We start from the raw sequence: 16,430 nt of genomic DNA, 5'->3' as shown, positions 1-16,430 counted from the left end.
GACCTCATAACGAAACGTTGTCGTTAACCGCGATAATTTTCTCTTCTCTTTGCTCTGCAAGCCGCGATATCTCTGAGATCTCAGCTTTTTCCCGCCCTGAAATTTTGTCGGTAACAAGAACGTTAGCTGACGAAGCATCTTGATAAAAATCAAAAATAAATACGCTTGTAACGCCTTGCGTATTGAATCGACGGTTGTGTTTCATATATAACTCAAATGATAATCATGATCATTCTCAATTCGATAAGAGTTCTCATATGATGCCAAGGATCACCAACAGGCCGTATCTTTTTTCCCCACTAACGTTATGTATTTCAGCCGTGGCCTCTGCCGCGAAGACTGCGGTAAAACGAAAAAAATTGTTTACGGCAGTACTGGCTCTTAGCTGGGCTTTTAGCGCAACGGCTGCCGAACGCATTGTGGTCGCAGGAGGATCACTGACGGAGCTAATCTACGCGATGGGCGCTGGCGAGCGCGTGGTGGGTGTCGATGAAACGACATCTTATCCACCAGAAACCGCCAAACTGCCGCATATTGGTTACTGGAAACAACTCAGCAGCGAAGGCATTTTGTCACTTCGCCCGGATAGCGTAATTACCTGGCAGGATGCAGGACCGCAAATTGTGCTCGACCAACTGCGGGCGCAAAAGGTCAACGTCGTCACTCTGCCGCGTGTACCAGCCACCCTTGAGCAGATGTACGCCAACATTCGCCAACTGGCAAAAACGCTACAGGTTCCTGAACAAGGCGAGGCGCTGGTGACACAAATCAGCCAACGCCTGGAGCGAGTACAGCAAAGCGTGGCGGCAAAAAAAGCCCCGGTTAAAGCGATGTTTATTCTCTCTGCTGGCGGCAGCGCGCCACAGGTCGCCGGTAAAGGCAGCGTCGCAGACGCCATTCTGTCGCTTGCCGGAGCAGAAAACGTCGCTACCCACCAGCAGTACAAAAGCTACAGCGCGGAATCGCTGATTGCGGCTAATCCTGAAGTGATTGTCGTAACCTCACAAATGGTCGATGGCGATATTAATCGGCTACGTTCTATTGCCGGAATTACCCACACCGCCGCCTGGAAGAACCAGCGCATTATCACCGTTGATCAAAACCTGATTCTGGGAATGGGCCCGCGTATTGCTGATGTCGTTGAGTCTTTACACCAGCAACTTTGGCCGCAATAAACGGATTTAAATCAGACGTATGAACATGAAAAACACCCTGGATCTCACGCCTCATTTTGCTTTAGATGGTGACCAGCCATTTAAAGACAGGCGTGCCATGATGCCGTTTCGTGGGGCCATTCCGGTCGCCAAAGAACAACTGGCACAGACCTGGCAAGAGATGATCAGTCAAACAACCTCACCTCGTAAGCGACTGGTTTATCTTCATATTCCTTTTTGCGCGACACACTGCACGTTTTGTGGTTTTTATCAGAATCGTTTTAATGAAGATGCGTGTGCTCATTATACCGATGCCCTGATTCGAGAAATCGAACAGGAGGCAGACAGCGTATTGCATCAGTCCGCGCCCATCCATGCGGTCTATTTCGGTGGCGGTACGCCTTCCGCACTCTCCGCGCGCGATTTGGCAAGAATCATCACCACACTACGAGAGAAATTACCACTGGCACCCGATTGTGAAATCACCATTGAAGGCCGGGTACTGAATTTTGACGCTGAGCGAATCGACGCTTGCCTTGATGCGGGAACAAACCGCTTCTCAATTGGTATTCAGTCGTTTAACAGCAAAATCCGCAAGAAAATGGCCCGCACCTCGGATGGTCCAACCGCCATTGCGTTTATGGAAAGCCTGGTCAAACGCGACCGTGCTGCGGTGGTGTGCGATTTGCTGTTTGGCCTGCCAGGTCAGGATGCGCAAACCTGGGGAGAAGATCTGGCTATTGCCCGCGATATCGGTCTTGACGGCGTCGACCTCTATGCGCTCAACGTCCTGCCCAACACGCCACTGGGCAAAGCCGTGGAAAACGGGCGCACTACCGTGCCCTCTCCGGCGGAGCGTCGCGATCTTTACCTGCAAGGATGTGATTTTATGGACGATGCCGGTTGGCGCTGCATCAGTAACAGCCACTGGGGCCGTACCACACGCGAACGCAATCTCTATAACCTGCTGATTAAACAAGGTGCCGATTGTCTGGCCTTTGGTTCTGGCGCCGGCGGTTCGATTAATGGTTACTCCTGGATGAATGAACGCAATCTGCAGACCTGGCATGAATCCGTCGCGGCAGGCAAAAAACCGCTGATGATGATCATGCGTAACGCTGAACGTAACGCGCAGTGGCGTCATACCTTGCAATCGGGCATTGAAACGGCGCGTGTACCGCTGGACGAACTTACGCCACATGCCGAAAAACTCGCACCATTACTGGCCCAGTGGCACCAAAAAGGCTTAAGCCGCGATGCTTCAACGTGTCTGCGATTGACCAATGAAGGTCGTTTCTGGGCAAGCAACATTTTGCAGTCTCTTAATGAACTGATTCAGGTACTTAATGCGCCAGCGATTGCGCTTGAAAAACCATAACAGGAGTGATTTATGAGCCATGTCTCGTTACAGGAATTTTTGAAAACGGAGCCAGACGGTACGCTGGAGGCGATCGCCGAACAATACAACACCACGCTGCTGGAGGTAGTGAAAAATCTGCCCTCTCCGACTGTTGTGTCAGGCGATAAATTCGATACTGTCTGGGATACCGTCTGCGAATGGGGCAACGTCACCACGCTGGTGCATACTGCCGATGTGATCCTCGAATTTAGCGGCGAACTGCCTTCGGGTTTCCACCGCCACGGCTATTTCAATCTGCGTGGAAAGCACGGCATGTCCGGGCATATCAAAGCAGAAAACTGCACGCATATTGCCTTAATCGAACGTAAATTTATGGGCATGGACACCGCATCCATTCTCTTTTTCAACAAAGAAGGCAGCGCCATGCTGAAAATCTTCCTCGGCAGGGATGACCATCGTCAGCTCCTGAGTGAACAGGTCAACGCCTTCCATGCTCTGGCAGCATCGTTAAAGGAACACGCCTGATGACACCGTGGCTACTCTTTGGCGCGGGCGGAAAAGGTGTGGGCGCCAGAACGCTTGAACTGGCGCTGGCAGAACAACGTCCGGTCGTCGCTGTCGTTCGCCGTGCAGACGCTGCGGCTCAACTGGCGCAACAAGGTGTGCAGGTTTTTACTGGCGACGCTTGTGACGCCAGCGTAGTCGCAGCCGCCTGCCGCGCGGCTGGTCCGCAAGCACTTATCATCTCAACAATGGGCGGCGCACAGGATTATCTGGCCCACAGAACGGTGATTGATGAGGCCGAAAAAGCAGGCATCCGTCGCATGATTCTGGTGACTTCTTTGGGATGCGGCGATAGTTGGCCGTTCTTATCGGATCGGGCAAAAGCCGCGTTTGGCCAGGCGGTGCGCGAAAAAACGCTGGCGGAAAGCTGGTTGCAAACCAGCCAGCTAGACTACGCCATTCTCCGCCCTGGCGGTCTGCTTGACGGCGCAGCAACAGGCAAAGCACAACGGATACAAAATCAGGAGTGTCATGGTTTTGTTCACCGTGCCGATGTCGCCGCACACATTCATGAACTGGCAAACGCGCCAGCACTCAACAAGCAGATCTACAGTCTGATTGAACCGGACCTGAAACCGGCGTAATCCCATGCGGCGCAGACTCTCCGCGCCGCAACGTCATAACGGAGTTTTGCGTGCTCAAGGATTCATTTTCATCCGCCAGTGTCTTTATGGGGCTATCACTATTATTGCTTGCCCTGGTGCTGTTCGGTGCCAGTCAGGGCGCGTTAAAAATCAGCTTTAGCGCCCTTCTTGATGAGGAATACCGCGATATCTGGCTCAATATTCGTCTACCACGGGTTTTGCTGGCGGTGCTGGTAGGTGCAGCGTTGGCAACCGCAGGGGTAATTATGCAGGGGCTTTTTCGCAACCCAATGGCTGACCCTGGATTGCTCGGCGTCAGTAGCGGTTCGGCATTAATGGTCGGCGTTGCTATTGTGCTGCCCTTCTCCTTCCCCGTGGTGCTGGTGCTTTATGAACAAATGGTGTTTGCCATCGCCGGAAGTTTAGTGGTCTGCACCATCATTTTTCTCATCACGCAGCGCCATCGCGATGGCAGCATGATGCAATTGTTACTCGCCGGTATCGCCATCAATGCCCTGTGCGGCGCAGCGATCGGCATACTGAGCTATATCGGCGATGAGCAACAGCTACGACAACTCACGTTGTGGATGATGGGCAATCTCGGTCAGGCGCAATGGCCAACGTTATTGGTTGCCAGCTCCTTCATTCTGCCCGCCATTATGGCAACAACGTGTCTCGCCGGAACGCTGAATTTGCTGCAACTTGGTGATGAAGAAGCCCATTACCTCGGCGTGAACGTAAAGCGTAAACGCCAACAATTACTGTTGATTAGCTCACTGCTCGTTGGCGCGGCCGTATCGGTAAGCGGCATTATTGGCTTTATAGGCCTGGTGATCCCGCATCTGATTCGCATGACAACCGGAGCAAATCATCGCTGGCTAATTCCTTGCTCTGCCCTTGCCGGAGCCTGCTTATTACTGATGGCAGACACGCTTGCCCGCACACTGGTACAGCCCGCAGAAATGCCTGTAGGATTACTAACCAGCCTGCTTGGCGGTCCGTATTTCATGTGGTTGATTCTGCGCAACCGGAGGATCGCATGATTAGCGCCCGGAACCTGGTTTATAGCCTTCATGGGCGACGCCTGACTGACAATGTCTCGCTGACTTTTCCCGGCGGGGAAATTGTTGCCATTCTCGGCCCTAATGGTGCGGGAAAATCTACGTTGCTTCGCCAGCTCACCGGCTATCTTCAACCTGATAGCGGTGAATGCCGGTTATTTAATAAGCCATTAAATGAATGGTCAATTACCGAACTGGCGAAACACCGGGCCGTGATGCGTCAGAATAGCCATATGGCGTTTCCATTCAGCGTACAAGAAGTGATCCAGATGGGGCGCCATCCGCATCGTACCGGTAATCAGGGGGATGAAACGGCACAGATAATGGCGCTATGCGACTGTCAGGCGTTAGCAAACCGCGACTATCGGCAATTATCCGGCGGTGAACAACAGCGTGTGCAATTAGCGCGCCTGCTGGTACAACTTTGGGAAGTAATACCCTCGCCGAAATGGTTATTTCTTGATGAACCAACGTCGGCGCTGGATATTCACCATCAGCAGCATCTGTTTCGTTTATTACGTCAGTTAGTTCGCGAACGGCAATTCAACGTCTGCTGTGTATTGCACGATCTTAATCTTGCCGCCCGCTATGCCGACCGTGTTGTATTGATGCAAAAAGGAAAGGTTATCGCCAATGGTAAACCGCAGGACGTGTTGACACAGCAGGCGCTGACTATGCTCTACGGCGCGGATATTACCGTGCTAAAAGATCCTGCCAACCACTCACCACTGATCGTCCTCGATCATTAAACCAACAGGAGTACCGCTCTGGTACTCCTGCCGAATAAATAGCGATACAGATTAGCTAATTGAAACGCCTTTCACCCCTGCCATGCCTTTTAATAATCGCAACAGGTCGTCTATCGACGTCGTGGCATGAAGCTGAATATCAATGGAAACCACCTCATGATCTTCATTTTCTTGCAACGAAAATAAATCAGTTTTTATTTTTTGTTGGTTAAACCAGTTGAGCATCGACAGCGTATTACCGTTCACCAACGTCAGCTGTAAATGGTAATTCTTGTTCATCAGCCGGAAAGTTAATTGATGGAAGACTTCCAGTACCAACAAGGTCATTACAGAACCGTAAATCCCCAGCTCATACATGCCGCTACCAATCACCATACCGATTGCTGCTGTTACCCAGATATCCGCAGCGGTGGTGAGGCCGACAATATTTTGATTACGAACGAGGATATTACCCGCGCCTATAAAACCGACGCCAGTGACAACCTGAGCGGCAATACGGCTGGGATCAAGCCCGACATGATCCAGCGCCAGCACATCAGCGAAACCATATTTCGACACAATCATAAACAGGGCGCTACCCATACCGATTAAGACATGTGTACGAAGCCCTGCCCCTTTGCCGCGGATTTGCCTTTCCATGCCAATAGCACCACAGGCAATAGCAGCCAGGATTAGACGAATAATAAATTCTGCAGTCATATAAAAATGCAAAAAGGAGCAGCAAGATGGCTCAACTTGCTACTCCTTTTTGCTATATTCCTGTTAATTCGGCAGGACATTTGCCAATTTATCTTTGAAGGTATACAAATTTTTCTGCGGATTTTTCTTACAATATTCAATCACTTTAGGAATCTGAGTCAGATCAGTTTCATTTAAGGTTACAGTATCACCACCTTTGTAAACCGTTTCCTCATGCAGCATCCACCATGCAACCGGTGTCATCGCTTTTGGATTCAGGTCAATAAATTCCTGACAAGTCATATCTTTAGCAGATTCATTAGCAGCCAGTGCAGATTGTGCATTAACCAGTGAAAGTGCCGCTACAGCGCCAACGAAAATCATGGCTTTACGTAGAGATGAAATATTCATTTTACAACCCATTCAACAAATAAAGTATATATGAACAGGAGGATTATCTGCTTTTAACGCGAGGTATTCCTGCCTGTTCAATATTCAAGGAAATACGATGCAACGCATTCCATGAATTACATATCTTTCTTAATCTTGTCCCATTCGCCTTTAACTTTATCTTTAAAGCTGGCTTGTTTATCCTGAGTACAAGCCTGAACGATAGCTGGGGTTACGGTTGCAATGCCCTGAACATCCATAACCGCATCTTCTGGTTTATCTTTGTTATTCAGTGCTTCAGCAAAACCGACTGCAGTCGGCTGGAAGGATTCGTCCACAGCCAGGAAATCTTCACAGGTCCAGGAGTTGACAGGTTTTTTATTGTCAGCTGCTTTTTGTGCATCCGCGGCATTGCTCACAACTGGCAGAAGAAGCAGGCCACCAAGAATTACACCTAATACTTTTTTCATCGTAATATCCTCAACTATAAAGTGAAAGAGCCGTCACGAATCAATTTCGACATTGAGGTTATAACCTGGTTTTTTGGGTATGTCATGTTGAGATAAAATATCAAAATCAGATATTTTTATTTAAATACAACAAGTTACATGGGTGTCGGACACATTAATTAGGAAATTTTTATTAAATCACATGCATTCCTGGATGCATTTTTGGCATAGATTGATAGCAGGGGTTTTTCTTCTTAAATTTATAGGGTGGTTCTATGTTATATATAGATAAGGCAACAATTTTGAAATTTGATCTGGATATGCTTAAGAAGCATCGGAGAGCAATCCAGTTTATTGCTGTGCTACTGTTTATTGTCGGTTTGCTGTGTATAAGCTTCCCGTTTGTCTCTGGCAATATCCTTAGCACAGTCGTTGGCGCATTATTAATCTGCTCAGGCATTGCGCTTATTGTCGGTTTATTCAGCAACCGGAGTCATAATTTCTGGCCTGTATTATCCGGCTTCCTTGTCGCTGTCGCCTATTTGTTGATCGGCTATTTCTTCATCCGCGCACCAGAACTGGGAATTTTTGCTATTGCGGCGTTTATTGCTGGCTTGTTTTGTGTCGCTGGGGTTATTCGCTTGATGAGCTGGTATCGCCAGCGTTCAATGAAAGGCAGCTGGCTACAACTAGTCATTGGTATCCTGGATATCATCATCGCATGGATATTCCTGGGTGCAACGCCAATGGTTTCTGTAACACTAGTTTCTACACTGGTGGGGATAGAACTAATATTCAGCGCTGCCAGCTTGTTTAGCTTCGCTAGTTTATTCGTTAAAAAATAATCAATATCAGACCGTCGACACAGTATTTCCCACACCGCCTCATAATCACTTATGGTGACTATGAGGCATATAACACTCCCGCTTCATATCGCCACCATGGCAAAACATAAACCATCGTTGAAATAATTACCGTGCGACTCATTAAACAACTCGCTGAAACCTTTATGGTTTTATAAATTTCACAGCAAATTAGCCATTTCAAACATTATCATGGCTGATATTTTCTGTAGTCAGGTTTAATGTTTAAAAGTGCTGTGGGAAAATGAAATCAAGATTTGGCAAGCATTGACTCAATAAGAAGGTAATTAATGCAGCTGATGTTAATTTTCCCCAAAAATTAAAAAGAAAGCTGGCAATCCAATTGCCAGCTTAAGTAGAAACAAGGAGACTCGATATTTAAATCGGATTACTTTTTTATTTTAGTTTTATCATTCAGAAATCACAAACTTTAAATTGATAACTTATTCTTGGTAAAAATATGGGAGTTGTTAATTTCCTGTTAGCACTAACAAATTTATAACAACCAGGAATATTACCTAGGATCAATATATGGAGTGCGTGATGGATAAATCTCAAGTTTTGATTAGTGTTAATAGACGTATTAGTTCACGAAGGGCAACGTTCTTATAGGCGTTTACTATATTGAACAACGAATTCGGACATGGATGTAAATAATGAAAAGGATGACATGTTCGAAACAATAACGGCTAAGGAGCAAGTTATGATTTTTCTCATGACGAAGGATTCTTTTCTTTTACAGGGCTTTTTGCAGTTGAAAGATAATCACGAAATGATAAAAATCAATTCCCTGTCAGAGATAAAAAGCATAGGTAACAAACCATTCAAGGTGATCATTGATACCTATCATAATCATATCCTTGATGAAGAAGCGATTAAGTTTCTTGAGAAGTTAGATGCTGAAAGAATCATTGTTCTGGCACCTTACCACATCAGTAAACTTAAAAGTCAGTCGCCTATCTTTTTCATCAGCCGTAAAGAAAGCATTAAAAACCTGATTGATATTACTTATGGAAAACACTTGCCTCATAAGAATTCTCAATTATGTTTCTCGCATAATCAATTCAAAATTATGCAATTAATCCTTAAGAACAAAAATGAAAGTAATATCACGTCAACACTGAAAATTTCACAGCAGACATTAAAGATCCAGAAATTCAATATTATGTACAAGCTGAAACTTAGACGTATGAGCGACATCGTGACTCTGGGGATCTCTTCTTATTTTTAAGAAGGCGTTGATGTGGCCCAGCGATAAGTGCCTGAAATTGACGGCTGGCATGACGAGGGATGCAAATGCTGACTCCATTACTCCCGGTGATAACCAAAGGAGAAGCAAAAACGAACTTATTCCCCTGGTTTATGTATCCACCAGTAGAAACATTCGTTGCCCGGACGCAGGCAGAGACTGTCAGCAGAACGGCAACATTTTTTTTGCCATCTAAATCACCACATTGGTCACTCGGCCTGCATGCGCCATCACAGGCATACATCCCCATGGCTTGCACTATGCCGCAGGTCTGTAAATCCCTCATGCCTCTCCCCGCACACATTCAAAAAATCCGTAATTTTTCACGAATTTTCAGGGAATAAAATGAACAGAAAAAGAAAACTGTTAATACCGTTGTTATTCTGCGGCGTAATACTCACCGCATGCGACGACAAATCAGCGCAAAATGCTGCCGCCATGACGCCAGAAGTGGGCGTGGTGACGCTCTCCCCCGGCTCAATCAATGTCATGAGCGAATTGCCTGGCAGAACTGTTCCTTATGAAGTTGCTGAGATTCGCCCGCAGGTGGGTGGCATCATCATTAAACGCAATTTTATCGAAGGCGATAAAGTTAACCAGGGCGATTCGTTGTATCAGATTGACCCTGCGCCCTTGCAGGCAGAGCTGAACTCAGCCAAAGGTTCGCTGGCGAAAGCCCTCTCTACCGCCAGCAATGCCCGCATTACCTTTAATCGCCAGGCATCGTTGCTGAAAACCAACTACGTCAGCCGTCAGGATTACGACACCGCGCGCACCCAGCTGAATGAGGCGGAAGCCAATGTCACCGTTGCTAAAGCGGCTGTTGAGCAGGCGACCATCAATCTGCAATACGCGAATGTCACCTCGCCCATTACGGGCGTCAGCGGGAAATCATCAGTGACCGTCGGCGCACTCGTTACCGCTAATCAGGCGGATTCACTGGTTACCGTACAGCGTCTGGACCCGATTTATGTCGATCTCACGCAGTCAGTGCAGGATTTTTTGCGCATGAAAGAAGAGGTCGCCAGTGGGCAAATCAAACAGGTTCAGGGAAGTACACCAGTACAGCTCAATCTGGAAAATGGTAAACGTTACAGCCAGACCGGTACGCTGAAATTCTCTGACCCGACGGTAGATGAAACCACCGGCTCCGTCACGTTGCGCGCGATTTTCCCCAATCCAAATGGCGACTTACTGCCAGGCATGTACGTCACAGCATTAGTGGATGAAGGTAGTCGCCAGAATGTGTTACTGGTGCCTCAGGAAGGCGTTACTCACAACGCTCAGGGCAAAGCAACGGCGCTCATTCTTGATAAAGATGATGTCGTGCAGTTACGTGAAATTGACGCTACCAAAGCCATCGGCAACCAATGGGTTGTTACCTCTGGCTTGCAAGCTGGCGATCGGGTGATCGTTTCCGGTTTGCAACGCATTCGCCCAGGTATCAAAGCACGCGCAATTTCCTCCAGCCAGGAAAACGCCAGCACCGAATCGAAACAATAACGTTGCAGGCTTAAGGGGACTTTCATGGCTAACTATTTTATTGATCGCCCGGTTTTTGCCTGGGTACTTGCCATTATTTTGATGCTCGCAGGCGGGCTGGCGATCATGAACTTACCGGTGGCGCAATATCCGCAGATTGCACCACCGACCATCACCGTTAGCGCCACCTATCCGGGTGCTGATGCGCAAACGGTAGAAGATTCAGTCACTCAGGTGATTGAGCAAAATATGAATGGACTTGATGGCTTAATGTATATGTCATCAACCAGTGATGCTGCGGGTAATGCGTCCATCACACTGACCTTTGAGACAGGAACATCGCCCGATATTGCGCAGGTTCAGGTGCAGAATAAACTGCAACTTGCCATGCCATCACTCCCCGAAGCAGTACAGCAACAAGGGATTAGCGTCAATAAGTCGAGCAGCAATATCCTGATGGTGGCAGCGTTTATCTCTGAAAACGGCAGCCTCAACCAGTACGACATTGCAGACTATGTGGCTTCTAATATTAAAGACCCATTAAGTCGTACCGCAGGTGTCGGTAGCGTGCAGCTCTTTGGTTCAGAGTATGCCATGCGTATCTGGCTGGACCCGCAAAAACTCAATAAATACAACCTTGTTCCTGCCGATGTTATTTCCCAAATCAAGGTACAGAACAACCAGATTTCCGGCGGTCAACTGGGCGGAATGCCACAGGCGGCAGACCAACAACTGAACGCCTCGATCATTGTGCAGACACGTCTACAAACACCGGAAGAATTTGGCAAAATCCTGCTGAAAGTTCAGCAAGATGGTTCACAAGTGCTGCTGCGCGACGTTGCCCGCGTCGAGCTGGGAGCGGAAGATTATTCCACCGTAGCGCGCTATAACGGCAAACCTGCCGCCGGGATCGCTATCAAACTGGCTACCGGAGCAAACGCGCTCGATACCTCGCGGGCGGTAAAAGCAGAGCTCAACCGTTTATCGGCCTATTTCCCCGCCAGCCTGAAGACGGTTTATCCTTACGACACGACACCATTTATTAAAATTTCAATCCAGGAAGTTTTCAAAACGCTGGTTGAGGCCATCATCCTCGTCTTCCTGGTCATGTATCTGTTTTTACAAAACATTCGCGCTACGATCATCCCGACTATTGCCGTTCCGGTCGTTATTCTCGGCACATTTGCGATTTTGTCGGCGGTCGGTTTTACCATCAACACCCTCACCATGTTCGGGATGGTGCTGGCGATAGGGTTGCTGGTTGATGATGCTATCGTGGTGGTAGAAAACGTCGAGCGCGTGATAGCAGAAGATAAGCTGCCGCCGAAGGAAGCGACGCATAAATCAATGGGGCAAATCCAACGTGCGCTGGTCGGGATTGCCGTTGTGCTTTCCGCGGTGTTTATGCCAATGGCCTTTATGAGCGGCGCGACCGGGGAAATTTATCGTCAGTTCTCCATTACGCTGATCTCCTCCATGTTGCTTTCGGTGTTTGTGGCGATGAGTCTAACGCCTGCCCTTTGCGCCACCATTTTGAAAGCCGTTCCAGAAGGCGGTCACAAACAGAATGCGTTATTTGTGCGATTTAACCATCTGTTTGAAAAATCAACTCAACACTATACCGACAGTACCCGCTCACTGCTGCGCTGCACGGGTCGTTATATGGTGGTTTACCTGCTGATTTGTGCCGGGATGGCGGTGCTGTTTCTGCGTACACCGACCTCCTTCTTGCCGGAAGAGGATCAGGGGGTATTTATGACCACCGCGCAGTTACCTTCCGGTGCCACGATGGTTAACACCACGAAAGTGCTGCAACAGGTGACTGATTATTATCTGACAAAAGAGAAAAATAATGTTCAGTCGGTGTTTACCGTTGGCGGCTTTGGTTTCAGCGGCCAGGGGCAAAACAACGGTCTGGCGTTTATCAGCCTGAAGCCGTGGTCTGAACGCGTCGGCGAAGAAAATTCGGTGACCGCGATTATTCAGCGGGCGATGGTGGCTCTTAGCCGCATCAATAAAGCAGTTATTTTCCCGTTCAACTTACCGGCGGTAGCAGAACTGGGGACAGCGTCAGGTTTTGATATGGAACTGCTGGATAACGGTAACCTGGGACATGAAAAGCTGACCCAGGCGAGAAACGAGTTACTGTCTCTGGCAGCACAATCCCCTGACCAGGTCACCGGGGTACGCCCGAACGGCCTGGAAGATACACCGATGTTCAAAGTCAATGTCAACGCCGCGAAAGCTGAGGCGATGGGCGTGGAGTTGTCCGATATCAACCAGACCATTTCCACCGCTTTCGGTAGTAGCTACGTGAACGACTTCCTTAACCAGGGACGAGTGAAAAAAGTGTATGTCCAGGCGGGAACACCGTTCCGCATGCTGCCAGCCAATATAAACCAATGGTATGTGCGCAACGCCTCCGGCACGATGGCGCCGCTTTCTGCTTATTCTTCAACAGAATGGACCTACGGCTCACCACGTCTGGAACGCTACAACGGTATTCCAGCAATGGAGATTTTAGGTGAAGCGGCGGCAGGAAAAAGTACTGGTGACGCAATGAAATTTATGGCGGATCTGGTCGCAAAACTTCCGACTGGCGTTGGCTATTCATGGACCGGACTGTCATATCAGGAAGCGTTATCTTCCAACCAGGCTCCCGCACTGTATGCCATCTCGCTGGTCGTGGTGTTCCTTGCCCTCGCCGCACTTTATGAAAGCTGGTCAATTCCATTCTCAGTAATGCTGGTCGTACCGCTTGGGGTAATTGGCGCGTTAATGGCTACAGACCTGCGCGGCTTAAGCAATGACGTCTACTTCCAGGTTGGTCTACTGACCACCATTGGGCTTTCCGCCAAGAACGCCATCCTGATTGTCGAGTTTGCGGTTGAGATGATGCAAAAAGAAGGGAAGACACCGATGGAAGCGATTATCGAAGCGGCACGGATGCGCTTACGCCCAATCCTGATGACCTCTCTGGCCTTTATTCTCGGCGTGCTGCCGCTGGTTATCAGTCATGGCGCAGGCTCCGGTGCGCAAAACGCAGTAGGTACAGGCGTTATGGGGGGGATGTTTGCAGCAACGGTGCTGGCGATTTACTTCGTTCCGGTCTTTTTCGTTGTGGTGGAACATCTCTTTGCCCGCTTTAAAAAAGCGTAACGCGTAAACGAGAGTAAGGTTGAGCGTGAGGGTTCAGCCTTACTCTTTCCCGCTAACCACTCGCCACTCAACAGCCAGCTTACCGCCAGGAACATCAGACTCAGTAAACAGCATTGAAAGTAGAACCCGCTCCAACCGTTGGTTATCAATTTAAACAACACGACACTGACCAGAATTCCCGTAATTGTATGAATTGCAAACTTAATAATCCTGAACATGCCGCGTCTTTTCCTCCTGAAAATACGTTTACTGTTTTGCAAACTGCGAAAGCAAACTTGCCGGTGACCCGGCAGAGTTAATGAGGAAAGATTTTCACATGAAGTGTGAGGGAGATCCTGACCGACTTTCGAATGAGAAATCCAGTCAGTTAAAGGTCCCAGTTGACTGTTGCGCAAACTGGTGCGGTGTTACGCCATAGTACTGGCGGAAAGTATTAATAAAGTACGACGTACTGCTATAGCCACATTTTTCTGCGACCATCGGCAGCGGGATTTGTCGTAACTCGAGTAATCGTCTGGCCATCGACATTCGCGAGGCCAACAATATTTTACTGAAGCAGGTATTTTCATCCTGCAATTTTTTCTTGATTAGGCTTTCACTGGTATACATTTTTTCGGCGATATCACGCAGATACCAACGTTTGGCTATATCACAGCCAATAATGCGTTCAACTTTACCTGAAACGGTACTAATGCTATTAAAAAGGAAAGGAATAAGTTCTTTATTTCGTGAAAACATCGAAAGGCAGGAAAAGTAAAGCATATTACTTAATGTCCTGGACGCAATATCTTCTTGAGCAAAACTATCAAATATCGCAGTGACCAGCGGCATTGGTGGTGTTGGGTTAACTAGCAACCGTTTTTTACCATGCAGCCCTAAACACCGCCCCGAAAGACGGATATTGTGCAAGTAATAGCTAATGATCCTTTCATCGATATCTAGTCTGCGGGCATAGGATTCATCAAAAGGAAAACTCTCCACCATATTTTTGTCCATCAAAAGAATACTCTCTTTTTGCAAATAGAGTTTTTGCTGCTCATGATAAATATCAAATGAACGGCGGGTGAGGATCACTGAGCAAACGTGTGTCATGACAAGCCCTTATATTCCATTACTACAACCATTACAATTTCAGTATACAAATGAAATGATGTATGACTCCTGTAAAAATCCAAAACTGCCAAAATTGGTAGGACCAAAAAGTAATCACATACATAAGCGCATATATCAGTTAAGCCATAAAAAGTAAATGCATGCGTGATATATCTTAAATTTGTGTATAGCTTATGTTTATAAAAAATTGGCTGATCTTATCTCCAGCAAAAGTTATATTTAACCCACTGAGAGCACAAAGTTTCCCGTGCCAACATGGAGTGTTATAACGGCTTATTAGTCTGGAGACGGCAGACTATCCTCTTCCCGGTCCCCTATGCCGGGTTTTTTTTATCTTCAAAAAGCAATTATAACCTTACTATCCTTTCAGGGTGACAACACTTTTCTGCTACACAAATATCCATTATCAGATGGTTATCACACCCTCTTTCAGCTATTCGTTCATGATACTCTGTCGGTGTCATACCATAATAATTGCGAAAAACATAAATAAAATACGACACACTGTTATAGCCACACGACACGGCCACTCGCTTTATAGAAAAGCCATGTATTACAATGAGTTGTAACGCTCGTCGCATTCTACATTCGGTAAGCAGTTGCGAATAAGACGTCTCTTCTTCACGCAATTTTTTCTTTAACAAACTTGGACTCATCAATAACTCGCTGGCTATTTTCGCCAATGACCATTCATGAGCGATATTACGGTTAATAACCGTACAAACCCGCGTTCGCATATTGGGCTGTAGGATATTCATGAGTAGCGCTATAAACTGTTCATCTTCAAGAAAAACCGACAATATCGCGAATATTAATGCCCTGTTACGTAAAACCTCACCATAGCGGAGATTTTTACTCTGTGAAAGCTGTACAACTTCCTGAAAAACAGGGATATCTCGGGTACAGTGATGCACAATTAACGAAGGAACTTTTTTACAGGCATGAAGAGTTAATGCCTTCTCCTTGAGCATCGGGAGAAATAATGAAAGTGTTTCCTTAGTGACAAAGACGACGTTCTCTGCACATTTATCAACTAAAATCTGGTTTGCATCCGCAAAAACCAAATCACCACCGTTAAAACAGCGATATTCACCATTCTGCATGGTGAGAATATATTTATGCTTTGCGTACGCAATTAAACAAGTTCCATGTAGTGATTGCATCATTAATACACTATAACAGAAACATATTATTGTATTTAATGTAGCACGCCGACACCCTAAGTCAAATCGCGACTTAAACAAAGCTTAAATGAAAAAAAGAATAGCATCCTAAGTGATTAGAAGCATTGTTCCGGGTCACTTATTTTTCAATCTGTTAGAGAAGAAAATAAGCAATAATAACGGATATGAATAATAACTGATGCATTCTATTTTAATTTGTACAAGGTTTAATTTACATTGCAAATTATTCAATTATATGAATTTCCCAAAAAACAAAAAAATGATCAGAATTAGCATCCTGATCATTACGCCACTGCTCTTATTTATAGGATATATTTCTTTACCATGAATGAATTACACCCGCATGCTCCTGGCATGCAGGTGACATTCTGTTATCAGGTATGTTTAAAGC

General features: G+C 47.0%; 16 protein-coding genes and 1 pseudogene. 10 read left to right on the top strand and 7 right to left on the bottom strand.

What is annotated here, in order from left to right; translation table 11 throughout:
- Positions 1–4 precede the first annotated feature (4 nt).
- Positions 5–205, bottom strand: a complete 201-nt coding sequence (locus D9741_RS23320) for a hypothetical protein (RefSeq protein WP_165383436.1) — start codon at positions 203–205, stop codon at positions 5–7.
- A gap of 55 nt (positions 206–260) precedes the next feature.
- Here D9741_RS23320 and shuT point away from each other — a divergent pair, with 55 nt between their 5' ends.
- The 6 genes from shuT to D9741_RS02610 are packed head-to-tail and all read left to right on the top strand — an operon-like array spanning position 261 to position 5,472.
- The gene (gene shuT / locus D9741_RS02635) at positions 261–1,175 is read left to right on the top strand and encodes a heme ABC transporter substrate-binding protein ShuT (protein ID WP_130217858.1); all 915 of its coding nucleotides are present in this window, start codon (positions 261–263) and stop codon (positions 1,173–1,175) included.
- A 19-nt stretch (positions 1,176–1,194) separates the two neighbouring features.
- Positions 1,195–2,532 (top strand): heme anaerobic degradation radical SAM methyltransferase ChuW/HutW, encoded by a 1,338-nt coding sequence (gene hutW, locus D9741_RS02630; protein WP_130217832.1) that lies wholly within the window; start codon positions 1,195–1,197, stop codon positions 2,530–2,532.
- A 12-nt stretch (positions 2,533–2,544) separates the two neighbouring features.
- Entirely contained in the window at positions 2,545–3,039 is a 495-nt protein-coding gene (gene hutX / locus D9741_RS02625; RefSeq protein WP_021550030.1) for a heme utilization cystosolic carrier protein HutX, read from the top strand.
- Positions 3,039–3,662: an anaerobilin reductase gene (chuY, locus tag D9741_RS02620; RefSeq protein ID WP_130217834.1), complete on the top strand. Its 624-nt coding sequence runs from the start codon at positions 3,039–3,041 to the stop codon at positions 3,660–3,662. Before hutX ends, chuY begins: the two co-directional genes overlap by 1 nt.
- 50 nt (positions 3,663–3,712) lie before the next feature.
- On the top strand, positions 3,713–4,705 hold the full coding sequence (gene shuU / locus D9741_RS02615; RefSeq protein ID WP_214251097.1) for an iron ABC transporter permease: 993 nt from the start codon (positions 3,713–3,715) through the stop codon (positions 4,703–4,705).
- Positions 4,702–5,472 carry a heme ABC transporter ATP-binding protein gene (locus D9741_RS02610; protein ID WP_130217836.1) on the top strand — a complete coding sequence of 257 codons (771 nt, stop codon included), beginning with the start codon at positions 4,702–4,704 and terminating at the stop codon, positions 5,470–5,472. The genes shuU and D9741_RS02610 overlap by 4 nt, the downstream gene beginning before the upstream one ends.
- A 51-nt stretch (positions 5,473–5,523) precedes the next feature.
- Here D9741_RS02610 and D9741_RS02605 read toward each other — a convergent pair whose 3' ends face one another.
- From D9741_RS02605 to hdeA, 3 genes are all read right to left on the bottom strand, one after another.
- A complete protein-coding gene (locus D9741_RS02605; protein WP_130217838.1) occupies positions 5,524–6,171 on the bottom strand; it encodes an MgtC/SapB family protein in 648 nt (215 codons plus the stop codon).
- A gap of 63 nt (positions 6,172–6,234) precedes the next feature.
- Positions 6,235–6,561 carry an acid-activated periplasmic chaperone HdeB gene (gene hdeB / locus D9741_RS02600; RefSeq protein ID WP_130209187.1) on the bottom strand — a complete coding sequence of 109 codons (327 nt, stop codon included), beginning with the start codon at positions 6,559–6,561 and terminating at the stop codon, positions 6,235–6,237.
- Positions 6,562–6,677: 116 nt separating this feature from the next.
- Positions 6,678–7,010 carry an acid-activated periplasmic chaperone HdeA gene (gene hdeA / locus D9741_RS02595; RefSeq protein ID WP_130209189.1) on the bottom strand — a complete coding sequence of 111 codons (333 nt, stop codon included), beginning with the start codon at positions 7,008–7,010 and terminating at the stop codon, positions 6,678–6,680.
- 254 nt (positions 7,011–7,264) lie between these two features.
- On the opposite strand from hdeA, the gene hdeD reads away from it, so the two are divergent.
- On the top strand, positions 7,265–7,834 hold the full coding sequence (gene hdeD / locus D9741_RS02590; RefSeq protein WP_130217840.1) for an acid-resistance protein HdeD: 570 nt from the start codon (positions 7,265–7,267) through the stop codon (positions 7,832–7,834).
- Between the two features lie 721 nt (positions 7,835–8,555).
- Positions 8,556–9,083: an acid resistance transcriptional activator GadE gene (gene gadE, locus D9741_RS02585; protein WP_064527778.1), complete on the top strand. Its 528-nt coding sequence runs from the start codon at positions 8,556–8,558 to the stop codon at positions 9,081–9,083.
- 19 nt (positions 9,084–9,102) lie between these two features.
- Here the strand turns inward: gadE and D9741_RS23825 are convergent.
- Positions 9,103–9,387: pseudogene (locus tag D9741_RS23825) on the bottom strand (hypothetical protein); the annotation flags it as partial.
- Positions 9,388–9,494: 107 nt separating this feature from the next.
- On the opposite strand from D9741_RS23825, the gene mdtE reads away from it, so the two are divergent.
- Complete coding sequence (gene mdtE, locus D9741_RS02575; RefSeq protein WP_346461577.1) at positions 9,495–10,604, top strand: multidrug transporter subunit MdtE; 1,110 nt, start codon at positions 9,495–9,497, stop codon at positions 10,602–10,604.
- A 24-nt stretch (positions 10,605–10,628) separates the two neighbouring features.
- Positions 10,629–13,742, top strand: a complete 3,114-nt coding sequence (gene mdtF / locus D9741_RS02570; RefSeq protein WP_130217844.1) for a multidrug efflux pump RND permease MdtF — start codon at positions 10,629–10,631, stop codon at positions 13,740–13,742.
- A gap of 363 nt (positions 13,743–14,105) precedes the next feature.
- Here the strand turns inward: mdtF and gadW are convergent, their stop codons facing one another.
- A complete protein-coding gene (gadW, locus tag D9741_RS02565) occupies positions 14,106–14,834 on the bottom strand; it encodes an acid resistance transcriptional activator GadW (RefSeq protein ID WP_130217846.1) in 729 nt (242 codons plus the stop codon).
- Between the two features lie 368 nt (positions 14,835–15,202).
- Entirely contained in the window at positions 15,203–16,018 is an 816-nt protein-coding gene (gene gadX, locus D9741_RS02560; protein WP_130217862.1) for a DNA-binding transcriptional regulator GadX, read from the bottom strand.
- Positions 16,019–16,430: the final 412 nt, after the last annotated feature.

Source organism: Escherichia sp. E14V7, assembly GCF_004212225.1.
GTDB lineage: Bacteria > Pseudomonadota > Gammaproteobacteria > Enterobacterales > Enterobacteriaceae > Escherichia.
This window is presented reverse-complemented; position numbering and strand designations above follow the sequence as displayed.